Source organism: Pseudomonas alkylphenolica, from assembly GCF_000746525.1.
Taxonomy (GTDB): domain Bacteria; phylum Pseudomonadota; class Gammaproteobacteria; order Pseudomonadales; family Pseudomonadaceae; genus Aquipseudomonas; species Aquipseudomonas alkylphenolica.
Genome location: NZ_CP009048.1, coordinates 648,892 through 662,346, shown reverse-complemented (window position 1 = coordinate 662,346; position 13,455 = coordinate 648,892). Strand labels below are relative to the sequence as shown.

Genomic DNA, 13,455 nt, shown 5'->3' with positions numbered 1-13,455 from the left:
AAGCGCCAGGCAGCGTTTAAACTGCCGCGCAGTCTAGAGATCGACGGCACCATGACCTATGCCGAAAATACCCCCAATGCCTGACGTTTTTTGCAACCTCAGGTGCCCCAACCAGGATGAACAAAGGCTATGCAAGAGAAAGATTCGGTCGCTGTCTACTTCGTCCAGGCCGCACTGCAGGGCCTGGCTGATCAGCCCCGGCGCGTAGCCGGCGTGCTGGCCGAAGCCGGCATTGATCCGCAGCTGCTGACGGACAACAGCGCCCGGGTGGTGGCCAGCGCGTTCGCCAAACTGTGGCTGGCAGTGGCGCGGGAGCTGAATGACGAATTCCTCGGCTTCGACTCCAACGGCATGCCCCAGGGCAGCTTCGCACTGATTTGCCGCGGACTGATCCACAGTGCCAACCTCGGTCAGGCCCTAAAACTCTGCCTCGGCGGCCTGAACCTGTTCATCCGTGATATCGGCGGTAACCTGAGTTTGCGTGGCAAGCACGCAGTGATCCGCCTGGACAATCGCGGACAGGCCAGCAGCGCCGCCGAAGAAACCTACCTGACCATCGTTCTCGGCCTGCTCTGCTGGCTGGCCGGGCGGCGCATTCCGATCAATCGCTCACAGTTCGTCCACCCCCGCCCGCCTCATGGCGATGACCACCTGTTCTGGGGGCCGAACCTCAGCTTCGAGACAAGCCACAGCGAAATCGAGTTCGACGCCAGCTACCTGAGCCTGCCCCTGGTACAGGACCAGACATCGCTCAAGCAATTTCTGCGCACCTCGCCGCAGTGGCTGATCGTGCGTTTCAGCAACCGCCAGGGCCTCGGTAACCAGATCTTCAAAGCCTTGCGTCACAGCCGCCACGAGCAGTGGCCGACCCTCGCAGACCTCGCCCGAGAGCACGGCATGAGCATCGCCAGCCTGCGCCGGCAGCTACAGCGCGAAGGTTTTTCCTTCCAGGAGCTGAAAGATGAAGTGCGCCGCACCATTGCCTTCGAGTGCCTGCGCAACTCGCAATTGAGCATCGGTGAGATCGCCGAAAGGGCCGGCTTCCAAGAGGCCAGCGCCTTTCACCGGGCATTCAAGCAGTGGACCGGACAAAGCCCTGGCCACTACCGAGCGAAACGGCTAGTGCAGAGCAATGAATACACACCAGGCGCTCAGCCTCGGTGACACACCGCATCCGCGCCCTTCGAATACTGAGCACATACCCGGATAGTCCATCGGCGGCACAGATGCGGAGTTGGCGGCCTATATTTGGTCAGCGCTGCAGTCCGAACCGCTGCGAGCCCTGCAAACTGTTTTCTTCATCTTGCCGAGTACCTGCACACACAAGTCGCTGTGTGGCATGACGCGGCAGGCCAATACCACGCCCGCAGCTTGTTCATCGGCGCTGACATGAGAGCGGCTCATGACGCCTGCGGCATAACTGCCTTCGACAATTTGCACCTTGCAGACTCCGCAGCCACCACCGCGGCAACCGACGGGGATGCCACGCCGACCCAGGCGCGCCATTCCATCGAGCACTGACTCGCACTCGTCGCAGGCGTATTGCTCGCCGGTATCTTCAATCAGGACTTGATGCTTCATCGCGCACACTCACTAAGCAGAAGTGGCCATCGGTAACAGCCCCAGGGCTTTCAGGGCGGCATTCGCGCAGATCTCGTCCTGCTCCTCAGTGCCACCGGAAACGCCGATGCCGCCAATGCAAACACCATCGAGAATGATCGGTACGCCACCACCGAGAACCACCAGGCGCGGACGACTGGTAAGGCCGATGCGCAGTCGCTCATCGTCACCGATCTTGCCCATCCACTCCTTGGTGGCAAAGCCAAAGCTGGCGGCGGTATAAGCCTTGTCGATTGCCAGCCCCTCGGAATGTAGAAAGGCTCCGTTCATGCGCAAATAGGCCAAGGTATTGCCATTGCGATCGACGACCGCCGCATTGACCTTGATCCCCAGCCGCTCGGCGCGGCTTAACGCCGACTCAACCGCAAGCGATGCACCTACCCAGCTCAAGGTGGCTATTTCATCGCAATACAGCTCTGGGGTTTTCATCCGGCCACTCCAAGCTTGGCGGCACGGGCACTGATTTCCTGCTCGCGCAATGCATCGGCACCCAACCCGCCGATGGACCAGTCCTGCGGTTCGACGCGGGTACACCTGCCGCGCACAAGTCTGCGTTCAACCTCCAGGATGTCGACCAGCAAGTTGGTAAAGCCGCTCATCAACTGCCGACGCTCGTCCAGCGGGCGCCCTTCCAGCACGATGAAGTCAAAATACGGCGCATGCAGGCCGTTAGCGCTGACAACGTCACCGGCCACGGCGCACTCATCTGCCGCATGCAGGGTGACAAACGCCCGTACTCGCTCTATGGGGGACTCCAGCACCTGGCTGTAAAGCTGAGAGGCGGCTTTTAACAGCTGGACTTTTTGCTCGGCCGAACAATGGCCTTGCACAAGGTGAAAGTTCACGACTGGCATATTGACGATCTCGCTAGATGTTCTTGGATTTATTAGCTAACAGCTCGACCCGGAAACACTCAGGGCAAACCACGACGGCGGCCGGAATCCAGCATCAGGGTCGAGCCGGTCATCGCATCGGCCTCGGGCGCCAGCAGCAGGCTCACGGCCCAGGCCACTTGCGCTGGCGTGGTAAAGGCGCCAATCGAGGACTCCGCACACATCTCCTGCAACACTGCCTCGGCACTGATGCCGCGCTGGCGGCCACGGTCGGCCGCCACCCGGTGCAAGCGCTCGGTGTCCGCCGGCCCCGGCGCCAGCAAGTGCGCGGTCACCCCACGCACACCATAGGCCAGGCTGAGCTGGCGCACGGCATTCACCAGTGCGGCATTGGCAATCCCGGCAGATGCGGCGTAAGCCGTGGGTTCAAAGCCATAGTGACCGCCAATGGCGATCAGCCGCGAGCCTTTTACCAAGTGCTTATCCACTGCCCGGGTCAGACGCAACAGGCCACCGACCTTGATATTCACCGCATCCACCAATGCGGCCGTGGGCGCATCGAGAATACCGCCGACCACCGCCACGCCCGGACCATGCACCACCATACGCACCGGCCGATCCAGCACCGCGCGGATGGCCGCCACTGCATCATCGCTGGCGATGTCGGCCACGCAGGGAATCAGGCCGCGATGCAGGCCGGCCAGTTCGCTCAGCGACTCGGCGCTACGCGCCACCGCCACCACGTCGAGGTTGCTGGCGCACAGCCGGGCAACGATCTGCCGACCAAAGGCACCGGTTGCCCCGACCACCACGGCCAAGTCTTTATCCGTATTCATCATCGTCCTCCGCTGCAAGTCAGGGGCATGCCGTGCATGCCCCTGACACCGTTACGTGGGCAGCAGAATTCCGCGCTCCCGGGCCATGGTCAGGGCGGTGTCCTGGATCATGTCTTCCTGGCCACCGATCATTTTCTTGCGCCCCAGTTCGACCAGGATGTCCCGCGCCGGTACGCCAAACTGCAGGCTGGCACGTTTGGCGTGGAGCAGGAAGGTGGAGTACACACCGGCATAGCCGAGGGTCAGCGATTCGCGATCGACCCGCACGATGTGCTCCATCATCGGCACGATGATGTCTTCGGCCACGTCCATCAGCTTGAACAGGTCGGTGCCGGTCTCGATGCCCATCCGTGCACAGACGGCGGCGAAGACTTCCAGCGGCGTATTGCCGGCACCGGCACCGAGGCCGGCGACCGAGCCATCGATACGACTGGCGCCCGCCTCGATGGCGGCAATCGAGTTGGCCACGCCCATGCCCAGGTTATGGTGGCCGTGGAATCCGATCTCGGTCTCCGGGTTGAGCACCTCGCGCAGGGCGCCGATACGTTCTTTGACATCCTCGGGCAGCATGTAGCCGGCCGAGTCGGTGACATACACCGTCTGCGCGCCGTAGGACTCCATCAGCTTGCCCTGCTTGGCGATGCCGGCGGCATCATTGAGGTGCGCCATCATCAGAAAACCGGTGGTGTCCATGCCCAGCTTGCGCGCATAGGCAATATGCTGGGGCGAGGTGTCCGCCTCGGTGCAGTGGGTGGCCACGTGCACGCTGCGCGCGCCGCAATCGTAGGCCGAGTGCAGCTCGGCCATGGTGCCCAGGCCCGGAATCAGCAGCACGGAAATCTTCGCCTGCTTCATCAGCGGGGCAACCGCGCTGATGTATTCCTCGTTAGTGTGCGGGGCAAAACCGTGCTGCAACGAGTTACCGCCCAAGCCGCCGCCGTGGGTGACCTGGATGTACGGCACACCGGCATCATCCAGCGCGGTGGCGACCTTGACCATCTGCTCGACACTGATCTGCTCGCGCTTGGCGTGCATGCCGTCGCGCAGGCACATATCGTGCAGGATGACTTTGCGGCCCTTGAGGCTCGAACTGGTGGACTGGCTCATTACGCGACCTCCGGGGCTTTAAGCTGAATGGTGCCGGCGAGGATTTCCTCGGCAAACATTTCTGCGGTGCGGGTGGCGGCCGCGGTCATGATGTCCAGGTTGCCGGCATAGGTCGGCAGGTAATCACCCAGGCCTGCCACTTCCATAAACACCGAGACTTTCTTGCCATCGAAAATCGGGCCGTTGACCAGGCGATAGCCCGGCACGTACTTCTGCACCTCGGTGATCATCTGCAGGATCGACTCGGTGATCCGCAGCCGATCCGGCTCCTCATCGGTCAGGCAATAGATGGTGTTGCGCATCATCATCGGCGGCTCGGCCGGGTTGATGATGGCCAGCGCCTTGCCCTTGCGGGCCCCACCGATTTTCTCGATGGCGCGCGAGGTGGTGTTGGTGAACTCATCCAGGTTGGCACGGGTGCCGGGGCCGATCGACTTGGACGCCAGGCTGGCGACGATCTCGGCGTAGGCGACGCCCTGAATGCGCGACACGGCATTGACCACTGGGATGGTGGCCTGGCCAGCGCAGGAGATCATGTTGACGTTCATCTCCAGCTTCTGCGCGTGTTCGCGCAGGTTCACCGGCGGCACGCACAGAGGACCGATGGCCGCCGGGGTCAGGTCGATCATCAACACGCCGAGGGCGTTGAGCTTTCGGCTGTTCTCGGCGTGCACATAGGCGCTGGTGGCATCGAAGGCGATCTGGATGCCGTCGTCGAGCACATGCGGCAACAGGCCGTCGACGCCCTCATGGGTGGTTTTCAAACCCATTTCGCGGGCCCGCAGCAACCCTTCAGACTCGGGGTCGATGCCGACCATCCACACCGGCTCAAGCACCGGGCTACGCAGGATTTTGTAGATCAGGTCGGTACCGATGTTGCCGGAGCCGATCAGTGCACATTTGATCTTTTTCATTGAGCCTGTTCCTTCTGCTTCGCAGCGCGCTGGGCCATGTTCATTCCGGCAACGTAGAACTCATCGCCACGGTGCTCGGTAATAAGAATACGGACGGTTTCTGCGGGGCATTCCAGACTCTGACAAACCGCTGCGGTCACCGCCGCCGCTACGCGGCTCTTCTGCTCGGCAGTACGGCCTTCGACCATATGCATTTCAATGATGGGCATGATTGCCTCCTCGGTTCTTATTGTTATTCCACAAAGCGCATCGATACGCTGCCCAGTTCCTGGAAGCGGGCTACAACACTGTCACCGGGCTTCACCGCAATGGCTTCGGTAATCGCGCCACTCATGACAAAGCTGCCGGCGGGCAGCACTTCACCCAGCTCGGCCAGAATGTTCACCACCATGGCGATGGCTTCTGCCGGGTGGCCGAGCACCGCAGCGGACGCGCCCATGGCAACCATCTCGCCGTTGATCTCGATCACCACGCCGAGGGTGCGCAGGTCGATGTCTTCGACATATCGCGCCCTGCCACCGCCAACGAAACGCGCGGAAGAGGAGTTGTCGGCGATCACGCTTTCCAGATCAAACTTGAAGCCGGAAAAACGCGAGTCGATAACTTCCACCGCAGGCAACACATAGTCAGTGGCGGCCAGTACCTGTTCGGCAGTGCAGTTCGGCCCGCGCAGCTCGTGCTTCATGACAAAGGCCACTTCACACTCCACCCGGGGATGGATAAGGTCGCTGACGGAGATAGCCGAGTTCTCCGGGCGGGCCATGCGATCGGTCAGAAAGCCGATTGATGGCACATCAACGCCCATCTGTACCATTTTGGCCTTGGAGGTCAGCCCGGCCTTCCAACCGATAAGTTTATGGCCCTGCTCGATAAAGCGCCGGCGCAGCTGGGTCTGCACCGCATAGCTATCGGCGATGGTCATGCCTGGGTATTCATTGGTCAGTTTGGGAATGGCATAGGCGCGGGTTTGTGCGCCTTCAACCCGCTCGCTAAGACGAACGATATCCTCACGAGAAAGTGTCAGGTTGCTGCTCATACTGTGCTCCTTCCGGCAAACTTCACCCGGCAGCTACCAAGGCCGCCAACGCTACACACCAATTCGTCACCATCGGTCACTGGCACCAGTGCCGACTGCGAACCGGAGAGAATCACTTCGCCCGCCTTGAACGGGATGCCCAGCTCACCGAGGGTGTTGGCCAGCCAGGCCACGGCATTGGCCGGAGAGCCCTGGACGGCGGCACCGACGCCTGTGGAGAACAACTCGCCGTTCTTCTCCAGCACCATGCCGGCCAGGGTGATGTCCAGCTTGCGCGGGTCGCCCTTGGTCTTGCCCAGTACGAAGACGCCGCAGGAGGCGTTGTCCGCAACTGTGTCCTGAATCTTGATCTGCCAGTTGCTGATACGTGAGTCGACGATTTCGAAGCACGGCAGCACGTAATCGGTGGCGCGAATCACATCCATGGCGGTGATCCCCGGCCCCTTGAGGTCATGCTTGAGGACAAAGGCCAGCTCTGCCTCGGCCTTCGGCTGGATCATCTGACCGAGGTCGATGGTGTCGCCTTCGGCAAACACCATGCCCGAGGTAAGCATGCCGAAGTCCGGCTGATAGACGCCGAGAAACTCCTGCACCGGCTTGCTGGTGGCACCGATCTTCTTGCCGATGATTTTCTCCCCGGCCGCCAGGCGTCGGGCGACAAACTGTTCCTGGATGCGGTAGGCATCCTCGATGCTGATATCCGGTTCACGGCTGAGCAGCGGCGCGACGGCGCGACGACTGACGAATGCCTGATACAGCTCTTCGCCGTACTGCTCGATCTTTTGCTGGTCCATATACGCCTCAGAGTTTTACGCAGACATTGCGGGTTTCGGTGTAGAACTCCAGCGAGTGCACGCCGCCTTCGCGACCGATGCCCGATTGCTTGGAGCCGCCAAACGGGGTGCGCAGATCGCGCAGGAACCAGCTGTTGATCCAGGTGATACCGACATCGATGCGCCCGGCCATGCGGTGGGCGCGCGCCAGGTTGCTGGTCCAGATGGTGGTCGACAGGCCGTAGTCGGTGGCGTTAGCCTTTTCCACCACTTCGTCTTCGCTATCGAACGGCGAGATGTGGCAGCACGGGCCGAAGATTTCCTCCTGCACCACGGCAGCCGTTTCCGGCAGGCCGGTCCAGATGGTCGGCTGGACCCAGGCGCCTTCGGCCAGCTCGCCCGGCATCTGCGGCACACCGCCGCCGGTGACCAGGGTGGCGCCCTCTTCCACCGCCTTGCGGTAGTAGGAAAGCACCTTCTGCTTGTGCTCCTGGCTGATCAGCGGGCCGTAGTTGGCCTGATGATCATCGGGGCGGCCGTACTTGACCGCCTCGGCCTTGACCTTCAGGGCCTGGACGAAACGCTCGAAAATCGGCCGCTCGACATACACCCGCTCGGTACCCAGGCACACCTGGCCGGTATTGAGGAACACCGAGCGCGAGAAGCTTTCCACTGCCGCCTCGAAGTCAGCATCGGCGAACACGATGCCGGCGTTCTTGCCGCCCAATTCGAATGACACGTCACGCATGCCTTCGGACGCCGCTTTCATGATCGCGGTGCCGGTGCGGGTTTCACCGGTGAAGGTGATGGCATCGACCTGCGGATGGCGGGTGACGAATTCGCCCGCCGAATCCGGGCCGAAACCGTGCACCACGTTGTACACGCCCTTGGGAATGCCCACCGCGTTCATCACCTCGCCCAGCAAGGCCGCGGTTTGCGGCGACTCTTCGGACGGCTTGACCACCACGGTATTGCCGCAGGCCAGGGCCGGGCCGACCTTCCAGGTCATCAGCATGAACGGCGCATTCCACGGGCAGACCACGCCGATCACGCCCTTGGGGCGACGAATCGAGTAGTTCAGCGCGCCGCGACCATCGGGGGTGTCCATCTGGAAGGACTCGCTGGCGACGTTCTTGATCACGTCGGCAAACACCTTGAAGTTGGCCGCGCCACGCGGGATGAACACATGTTTCATCACATGCTCGGGCTGGCCGGTGTCGGACATTTCGGCCTCGACGAAGTCGTCGAAACGGCGAGTGATTTCGTTGGCCACACCGTAAAGCAACTCGATGCGCTGCTCTGTTGTCAGACCGCCCCACTCACCCTGCAGGGCACTGCGAGCGGCGCGGACGGCGGCATCGACTTCGCCACGACCGGCTTCACTGACCGAGCAGATGATGCGGTTGTCCAGCGGGGAGTGTTTGTCGAACCGCTTGCCGCTGGCAGATGCGACAAACTCACCGGCGATAAAGTTTTCAATCTGGCGCATGGAAACTCCGGGGGTATTGTTCTGTATGACTACCGGCTGTACCTGCCCAGGCCAACCGGCATTTGTCCCTGTCAGCGAGTCTAGAAAAGCCAATCAATACCGACTAATACTTTATTTAGCCAAATTTAATACTTATTAGGTATCGATAATGGCACTCTAAATCAGCAATCACCCGCTCCCCGTGCATGTGCCCAGGGAACGGATCGTCGCAATCAGATGGCTTTGAACAGTGGGCTGCGTACCTGCTGGGCATCAGCCGCCGAGATGAACTTCTCGGTGTAGATATCCCGCTCAAATAGGCGCCCCTGCATCAGGGTGCTGATGCAGGAATCGATCATCAGCGGCGGGCCGCACAGGTAAGCCTTGTGTCCGCGGAAATCGTTGTCGAAGTGCGCCTTTGCGGCGTCATGCACAAAACCGCGGAAGCCCTGCCAGTCCGAGTCCTCGGGTTCATGGGAGAGCGCCGGCACATAACTGAAGTTCGCATGCTGGCGGGCCATGGCGAGAAACTCGTCGTGGTAATACAGCTCGTCACGGTTACGCTGGCCGTAGATCAGGGTGATCGGCAGCTCGCAACCTTCGGCCAGCAGATCGAGAATCATCGAGCGCGGGCTGGACAGCCCCGAGCCACCGCCCATGAAGATCACCGGCGTGCGCGCCGACTTCCTCACGAAGAAGCGCCCGTAAGGCCCAGTGATGCTCACCCGCTCGCCGACCCGCAGCTGCTCGTGGACATACGCGGTACCGCGACCGCCCGGCACGATACGGATATTCAGCTCGATTTCGCTGCCATCCGCCGGCGCGCTGGCCACCGAGAAAGCCCGACTGCCAATGCCGTCGGGCAACTGCAGGTTGATGTACTGGCCGGCCTGGAAGTGCATGCCCGCGCCGTCGAGCTTGATCCAGACGCCCTTGATCGTTGGCGTCAGGGTCTCGATGCGGCTGACCGTGCCGGCGAAATCGCGCACTGGCAGGTTTTCGGCATCCGGGTCTTCGTCGATTTCCGCCTCGATCACCAGATCGCTCTCGGCGGTGGCGCAGCAGGCCAGGCACTTTTTTTCTTCCCGTTCAAAATCCATGAGGGCAAAGCTGGAGGCCTCGCCGTGTTCGATTTCGCCATCCACCACTTGGATCTTGCAGGTCGCGCACAGGCCGTGACAGCAGGCATGGGGCAGGTAGATGCCAGCCCTCAGGGCTGCGTCGAGAATGGTCTGGCCTTCTTCGATCTCGATGGTCAGACCCAGCGGTTCAATCGCCAGTTCGTAACTCATGGCCCGCCCCTCAGTTGACCGCACAGATGCTGTTGAGACCCGGCGTCTTGAAGCGCAGCTGGTCTTTATGGCCGATGCCATTGTCGGCCAGGCTGGCCTCGAAGTTCGGCACCCAGGGCTGGTTGCCCTTGAGCCACTGGATCGCGTGCCAGTCGATCAGGGCGGCATCCGGATCGGCTTGCAACAGGGGTTTGAGCGCGCTTTCAAGCAACTCGGCAAAGGTGGTCTGCGGCGGCAGACACAGCAAAAACGGGGCAGCAAACAGCAGGTGGTGATCCCAGCTGGCGTACACCAGCTGCTTACCGTTGAAGTTCTCAACGCGATCGCGGGCAACGCCTACGTACTCTTTACGGGCGACTACAGGCATGGTGTTCTCCTTTTATTGTGTCGGGGCGTGGCCGCGGCCACACCCGTCAGAGTCTTACTGGTTGGACGTTGCCATCCCGCGCCACATCTCGAAGTTGCGGCGATCCTGGGAGTCGGCAAAGTCCCCGTTGTCCTGACCATCTTTCAGCGACACCCAATCCATCCAGGCACCCAGGTCGCCATTGGTCGGCTCCTGAAACAGCGCCGGCATTGGCAGCCAAGCCTGGATATATTTCTCCGGCTCGTTATCGAAGATGCTCATGCAGTGATCGGAGCAGAAGTGATACTTGTCGCCCTTGTATTCCACTTCACGATGGCAAATCAGGCTCGGGTCGTCCGGCTCGGTAAATACCGTCGGCAACTGACAGCACTGGCACAGCTTGGCCAGGCCGTAGTTCTTCAGCGGCGTACCCGCCGCCTCAAGCTTCTTGATGTGCTCCCAGCGCGGGCGGTAGTACTTGTCGAACGTCGTTGGGTACTTGGCTGACAGCCATTGCAAGTCCTCATCCGAGGGAATCCAGGCGTGGAGCGAGATACCAAAGCTCCACTGGTACAGGCCCAGCATGAACTGGTGGGACATATGGTCGATGCCGGCTTCGGCGTCGTCCCAGCTCTTGGGTGGACGAATGCCGTAGCGCGCCAGGTCCTTGAACAGCGCGCCGCCGTTCTCGGCACCGTAGATCTCCCACGCCTCGCGCCAGGACATGACACGCTTGGGCAGCATGTAATCCATCATGGTGCTGACCAAACCGAGTACGCGGAAGCCGCGCCAGAACCACTTGTCGACCCAGCCCTGGACGATCGGCAGGTTGTCCGGATCCTGTTCGAGCATGAACTTGATGCACTCCAGGCCCAGGGTCATGTGCCGCGCTTCATCGGACTGCGCGGAGAAACCAAAGGTGACGGTGGCCATGTCGCCGTTGTAGGCAGCACCGGACATAAACGGCACAAATAGCAGGTTGGTCAGCACGTACTCGAACGAGAAGCCGATGGCCATCATGAACTCGAAGGGCCCTGCGGACATGGCATCGTCGAAGAACGAGCGGGCCACCGAGGTGTACCAGATACGGTCACGCTGGTCGGCAAAGGCATGGAAGCCGTTGTAGAACTTGTTGTAGTTGGACAACGCGTGAATTTGCGTCTGTGCATGGCGAATCTCATCGATCGCCTGCATCTGACAGGCCACTTGCGTACCCACACCACGAAACTCGCGACCGGCACGGGCAAAACCTTTGTGCGAGGCATATTCGCCGGGGCTGATGGCCTGCAGGAATATCTTCAGCGCCGACAGGTAACGCGCATCGGTGATATTCAGGTGGCCGTTGTTCTGCGCATGGGCATCGATGATGGCGTAGAACTTGCGCTCTTTTTCCGCCTGGTATTTCCAGTAGGCATCCATGGTCAAGCGGAACGGATCTTCCCACTTGTTCCAGTCATGAATTTTCAGCCCTTCGTAGGCGATGTAGGGAAAGATTTCTTCCTCGGTGCGATACGACGGATCCCAAGCCAGGTCGCGCGTCAGCAGGCGATATTTTTCTTTCGCATTCATCTTTTTGCTAGCGGTTTTCATGTCCATTACAAATGTCCTCGCTTAGTTGCCCCAGGTCAGGGTCAAGGAGTCTTCGTCTTCAACGACGTTGCCGGAGAGCGTGATCAGATTGACGTTCAGCTCCTGCATGTCGAAGCTGCGACCCAGCTGTTCTTCAATGGTTTCGCGGCGAATGACCAGACGGCCAGGCGCATCGATCTTGACCATGGCCGGTTCGCGGTTGACCACCGCCTCGGGGTTGTCCAGCTCAATGGCCTCGATAATCGGGCGCGTTTCTTCATTGGTTTGCAGTGCAATAAATACAGTCGACATAAAAACTCCTCAGACCACCACGCCGGTTTTATCGAGGCGGGCCTTGAAGGCTGCCAGTTGCTCACTCATGACGTCATCGGCCTGCCCGGCAAACTCCTGCTCAATCACCGGTAGCAAGGCCGCCGCGGCACAATCACGCCAAGCGATGGTCCAGGCCTGCAACTGCTCGCGGTTGTGCTCGGACTCGGCCGCTGCCACCTTCATCACCGCATCCACCCACTTGCGGGTTTCGTCGAACCAGTCGTTCATGAACTGCGACAGCATGGCCACCACCGAACCGCCATTGGCCGCGAACCGGTCATCGACAATGCGCTCGTACACCAGCGGATAGAGCAGGCCGTCCAACGCCACGTTCTGCGCGACAAACAACTCGAACGGATCGCGCACCACCAGACAGTCCTCGGTGTAGCGACGCAGCCCTTGCCAGGCATCGCCTTCCATCCAGGCGGCTTTGCCGTCATCCAGGGCTTCGGTGCCGCCAAGCAACAGACCGATACGCGACAGGTATTGCGCGATACCAAGGTTATCCATGGCGTGGTAGATGCACGGCTGGGTAAACACCGTGCCGTAGCCATAGCTACAGATGAAGGTGTTGTTCAGGTTGGCGCCCCAAGCGGCATGGCGCAGCGGCACCAGCAGGTTGAGCGCGCGCTGGCGCAGATCATCCGGCAGCATGTCGGCCAGGCCGCGGGTTTCAACGAAGTTGAAATTGGCTTCGACGTTTTCCTGCTGACGGGCACGGGCCAGGGTGTAGGTGCTGTAGTAGAACTGGCGCGGGTCTTTCAGGGCATACCAGTCGCTCATCACGATCTTGGTGATGCCTGCGTCGTAGAGCGCCTGATCCGGATCCCAGGTCGGCCGGTAGTGCAGGTTTTCCGCCGCCTGGATGTCGTAGCTGCCCTCCTGATAACGCGAGGCTGGTTTGTCGCCAAAGCGCCGGGCCAGGTGGTCAAACGTCTGCCGCAAGGGCTGGATGCTGACCGTGCGAAGATCGATGTGCATGTGTCTCTCCCACCGGCGCCTCACCCAGGGTGAAGCGCCCAATTCGATTAGTTTTTGAAACGAACCTGAGTAGCATCCGCCAGGCGCCAGTCCCATTGCCCCGCCTCGTCGTCCTCACCATCGACCTCAGGTAATGCCGGCATCGACTCGACCTGGTTGGTGCGACAGAACTCGTCGAACGCTTCGTGCGTCAGGATCATTTCCACGAACAACTCGGGTTCGCCGATGGCGAAGTCGAACTCGACAAAGTTGCTGCCACGGCTGCCGGTAACCCGCACAAAGCGCTTGCGCGTATCCAGCTCGGCCGGCTGCATGTCCAGTGACTCATCAGGCAAGCTCATGGGGCG

Annotated in this window: 17 protein-coding genes; 1 reads left to right on the top strand and 16 read right to left on the bottom strand. The window is 60.9% G+C overall.

Annotated elements, in window-relative coordinates; translation table 11 throughout:
• Window positions 1-129: 129 nt before the first annotated feature.
• Window positions 130-1,164, top strand: a complete 1,035-nt coding sequence (locus PSAKL28_RS03100; protein WP_038606392.1) for an AraC family transcriptional regulator — start codon at window positions 130-132, stop codon at window positions 1,162-1,164.
• A gap of 78 nt (window positions 1,165-1,242) precedes the next feature.
• Here the strand turns inward: PSAKL28_RS03100 and PSAKL28_RS03095 are convergent, their stop codons facing one another.
• From PSAKL28_RS03095 to PSAKL28_RS03020, 16 genes are all read right to left on the bottom strand, one after another.
• Window positions 1,243-1,581, bottom strand: a complete 339-nt coding sequence (locus tag PSAKL28_RS03095) for a 2Fe-2S iron-sulfur cluster-binding protein (protein WP_038606389.1) — start codon at window positions 1,579-1,581, stop codon at window positions 1,243-1,245.
• 12 nt (window positions 1,582-1,593) lie between these two features.
• Window positions 1,594-2,049, bottom strand: a complete 456-nt coding sequence (locus PSAKL28_RS03090) for a GlcG/HbpS family heme-binding protein (RefSeq protein WP_051939144.1) — start codon at window positions 2,047-2,049, stop codon at window positions 1,594-1,596.
• Window positions 2,046-2,474 carry a tautomerase family protein gene (locus PSAKL28_RS03085; protein WP_038606386.1) on the bottom strand — a complete coding sequence of 143 codons (429 nt, stop codon included), beginning with the start codon at window positions 2,472-2,474 and terminating at the stop codon, window positions 2,046-2,048. The genes PSAKL28_RS03090 and PSAKL28_RS03085 overlap by 4 nt, the downstream gene beginning before the upstream one ends.
• A gap of 59 nt (window positions 2,475-2,533) precedes the next feature.
• Window positions 2,534-3,289: an SDR family NAD(P)-dependent oxidoreductase gene (locus PSAKL28_RS03080; protein WP_038606383.1), complete on the bottom strand. Its 756-nt coding sequence runs from the start codon at window positions 3,287-3,289 to the stop codon at window positions 2,534-2,536.
• Window positions 3,290-3,340: 51 nt separating this feature from the next.
• The gene (gene dmpG / locus PSAKL28_RS03075) at window positions 3,341-4,396 is read right to left on the bottom strand and encodes a 4-hydroxy-2-oxovalerate aldolase (protein ID WP_038606380.1); all 1,056 of its coding nucleotides are present in this window, start codon (window positions 4,394-4,396) and stop codon (window positions 3,341-3,343) included.
• The gene (locus tag PSAKL28_RS03070; RefSeq protein ID WP_038606377.1) at window positions 4,396-5,310 is read right to left on the bottom strand and encodes an acetaldehyde dehydrogenase (acetylating); all 915 of its coding nucleotides are present in this window, start codon (window positions 5,308-5,310) and stop codon (window positions 4,396-4,398) included. The genes dmpG and PSAKL28_RS03070 overlap by 1 nt, the downstream gene beginning before the upstream one ends.
• A complete protein-coding gene (locus PSAKL28_RS03065) occupies window positions 5,307-5,519 on the bottom strand; it encodes a tautomerase family protein (protein ID WP_038606373.1) in 213 nt (70 codons plus the stop codon). Before PSAKL28_RS03065 ends, PSAKL28_RS03070 begins: the two co-directional genes overlap by 4 nt.
• A gap of 23 nt (window positions 5,520-5,542) precedes the next feature.
• Window positions 5,543-6,346 carry a 2-oxo-3-hexenedioate decarboxylase gene (gene dmpH, locus PSAKL28_RS03060; protein WP_038606372.1) on the bottom strand — a complete coding sequence of 268 codons (804 nt, stop codon included), beginning with the start codon at window positions 6,344-6,346 and terminating at the stop codon, window positions 5,543-5,545.
• Window positions 6,343-7,140: a 2-oxopent-4-enoate hydratase gene (gene dmpE, locus PSAKL28_RS03055; RefSeq protein WP_038606370.1), complete on the bottom strand. Its 798-nt coding sequence runs from the start codon at window positions 7,138-7,140 to the stop codon at window positions 6,343-6,345. Before dmpE ends, dmpH begins: the two co-directional genes overlap by 4 nt.
• A 7-nt stretch (window positions 7,141-7,147) precedes the next feature.
• Window positions 7,148-8,608 (bottom strand): 2-hydroxymuconic semialdehyde dehydrogenase, encoded by a 1,461-nt coding sequence (locus PSAKL28_RS03050; protein ID WP_038606368.1) that lies wholly within the window; start codon window positions 8,606-8,608, stop codon window positions 7,148-7,150.
• A gap of 212 nt (window positions 8,609-8,820) precedes the next feature.
• Window positions 8,821-9,879 (bottom strand): NADH:ubiquinone reductase (Na(+)-transporting) subunit F, encoded by a 1,059-nt coding sequence (locus tag PSAKL28_RS03045; protein WP_038606366.1) that lies wholly within the window; start codon window positions 9,877-9,879, stop codon window positions 8,821-8,823.
• Between the two features lie 10 nt (window positions 9,880-9,889).
• Window positions 9,890-10,246 carry a phenol hydroxylase subunit P4 gene (locus PSAKL28_RS03040; protein WP_038606363.1) on the bottom strand — a complete coding sequence of 119 codons (357 nt, stop codon included), beginning with the start codon at window positions 10,244-10,246 and terminating at the stop codon, window positions 9,890-9,892.
• A 54-nt stretch (window positions 10,247-10,300) separates the two neighbouring features.
• A complete protein-coding gene (locus tag PSAKL28_RS03035; protein ID WP_038606361.1) occupies window positions 10,301-11,821 on the bottom strand; it encodes a YHS domain-containing protein in 1,521 nt (506 codons plus the stop codon).
• Window positions 11,822-11,836: 15 nt separating this feature from the next.
• Window positions 11,837-12,106 (bottom strand): MmoB/DmpM family protein, encoded by a 270-nt coding sequence (locus PSAKL28_RS03030; protein WP_038606359.1) that lies wholly within the window; start codon window positions 12,104-12,106, stop codon window positions 11,837-11,839.
• 9 nt (window positions 12,107-12,115) lie between these two features.
• Complete coding sequence (locus tag PSAKL28_RS03025; protein ID WP_038606356.1) at window positions 12,116-13,108, bottom strand: aromatic/alkene monooxygenase hydroxylase subunit beta; 993 nt, start codon at window positions 13,106-13,108, stop codon at window positions 12,116-12,118.
• A 47-nt stretch (window positions 13,109-13,155) separates the two neighbouring features.
• A complete protein-coding gene (locus tag PSAKL28_RS03020; RefSeq protein WP_038606353.1) occupies window positions 13,156-13,449 on the bottom strand; it encodes a phenol hydroxylase subunit in 294 nt (97 codons plus the stop codon).
• Between the last annotated feature and the right edge of the window lie 6 nt (window positions 13,450-13,455).

Bases quoted from the DNA above. Each gene is read 5' to 3' on its own strand.
- PSAKL28_RS03100 (WP_038606392.1), top strand. From the start codon at position 130: ATGCAAGAGAAAGATTCGGTCGCTGTCTACTTCGTCCAGGCCGCACTG.
- PSAKL28_RS03095 (WP_038606389.1), bottom strand. From the start codon at position 1,581: ATGAAGCATCAAGTCCTGATTGAAGATACCGGCGAGCAATACGCCTGC.
- PSAKL28_RS03090 (WP_051939144.1), bottom strand. From the start codon at position 2,049: ATGAAAACCCCAGAGCTGTATTGCGATGAAATAGCCACCTTGAGCTGG.
- PSAKL28_RS03085 (WP_038606386.1), bottom strand. From the start codon at position 2,474: ATGCCAGTCGTGAACTTTCACCTTGTGCAAGGCCATTGTTCGGCCGAG.
- PSAKL28_RS03080 (WP_038606383.1), bottom strand. From the start codon at position 3,289: ATGAATACGGATAAAGACTTGGCCGTGGTGGTCGGGGCAACCGGTGCC.
- dmpG (WP_038606380.1), bottom strand. From the start codon at position 4,396: ATGAGCCAGTCCACCAGTTCGAGCCTCAAGGGCCGCAAAGTCATCCTG.
- PSAKL28_RS03070 (WP_038606377.1), bottom strand. From the start codon at position 5,310: ATGAAAAAGATCAAATGTGCACTGATCGGCTCCGGCAACATCGGTACC.
- PSAKL28_RS03065 (WP_038606373.1), bottom strand. From the start codon at position 5,519: ATGCCCATCATTGAAATGCATATGGTCGAAGGCCGTACTGCCGAGCAG.
- dmpH (WP_038606372.1), bottom strand. From the start codon at position 6,346: ATGAGCAGCAACCTGACACTTTCTCGTGAGGATATCGTTCGTCTTAGC.
- dmpE (WP_038606370.1), bottom strand. From the start codon at position 7,140: ATGGACCAGCAAAAGATCGAGCAGTACGGCGAAGAGCTGTATCAGGCA.
- PSAKL28_RS03050 (WP_038606368.1), bottom strand. From the start codon at position 8,608: ATGCGCCAGATTGAAAACTTTATCGCCGGTGAGTTTGTCGCATCTGCC.
- PSAKL28_RS03045 (WP_038606366.1), bottom strand. From the start codon at position 9,879: ATGAGTTACGAACTGGCGATTGAACCGCTGGGTCTGACCATCGAGATC.
- PSAKL28_RS03040 (WP_038606363.1), bottom strand. From the start codon at position 10,246: ATGCCTGTAGTCGCCCGTAAAGAGTACGTAGGCGTTGCCCGCGATCGC.
- PSAKL28_RS03035 (WP_038606361.1), bottom strand. From the start codon at position 11,821: ATGGACATGAAAACCGCTAGCAAAAAGATGAATGCGAAAGAAAAATAT.
- PSAKL28_RS03030 (WP_038606359.1), bottom strand. From the start codon at position 12,106: ATGTCGACTGTATTTATTGCACTGCAAACCAATGAAGAAACGCGCCCG.
- PSAKL28_RS03025 (WP_038606356.1), bottom strand. From the start codon at position 13,108: ATGCACATCGATCTTCGCACGGTCAGCATCCAGCCCTTGCGGCAGACG.
- PSAKL28_RS03020 (WP_038606353.1), bottom strand. From the start codon at position 13,449: ATGAGCTTGCCTGATGAGTCACTGGACATGCAGCCGGCCGAGCTGGAT.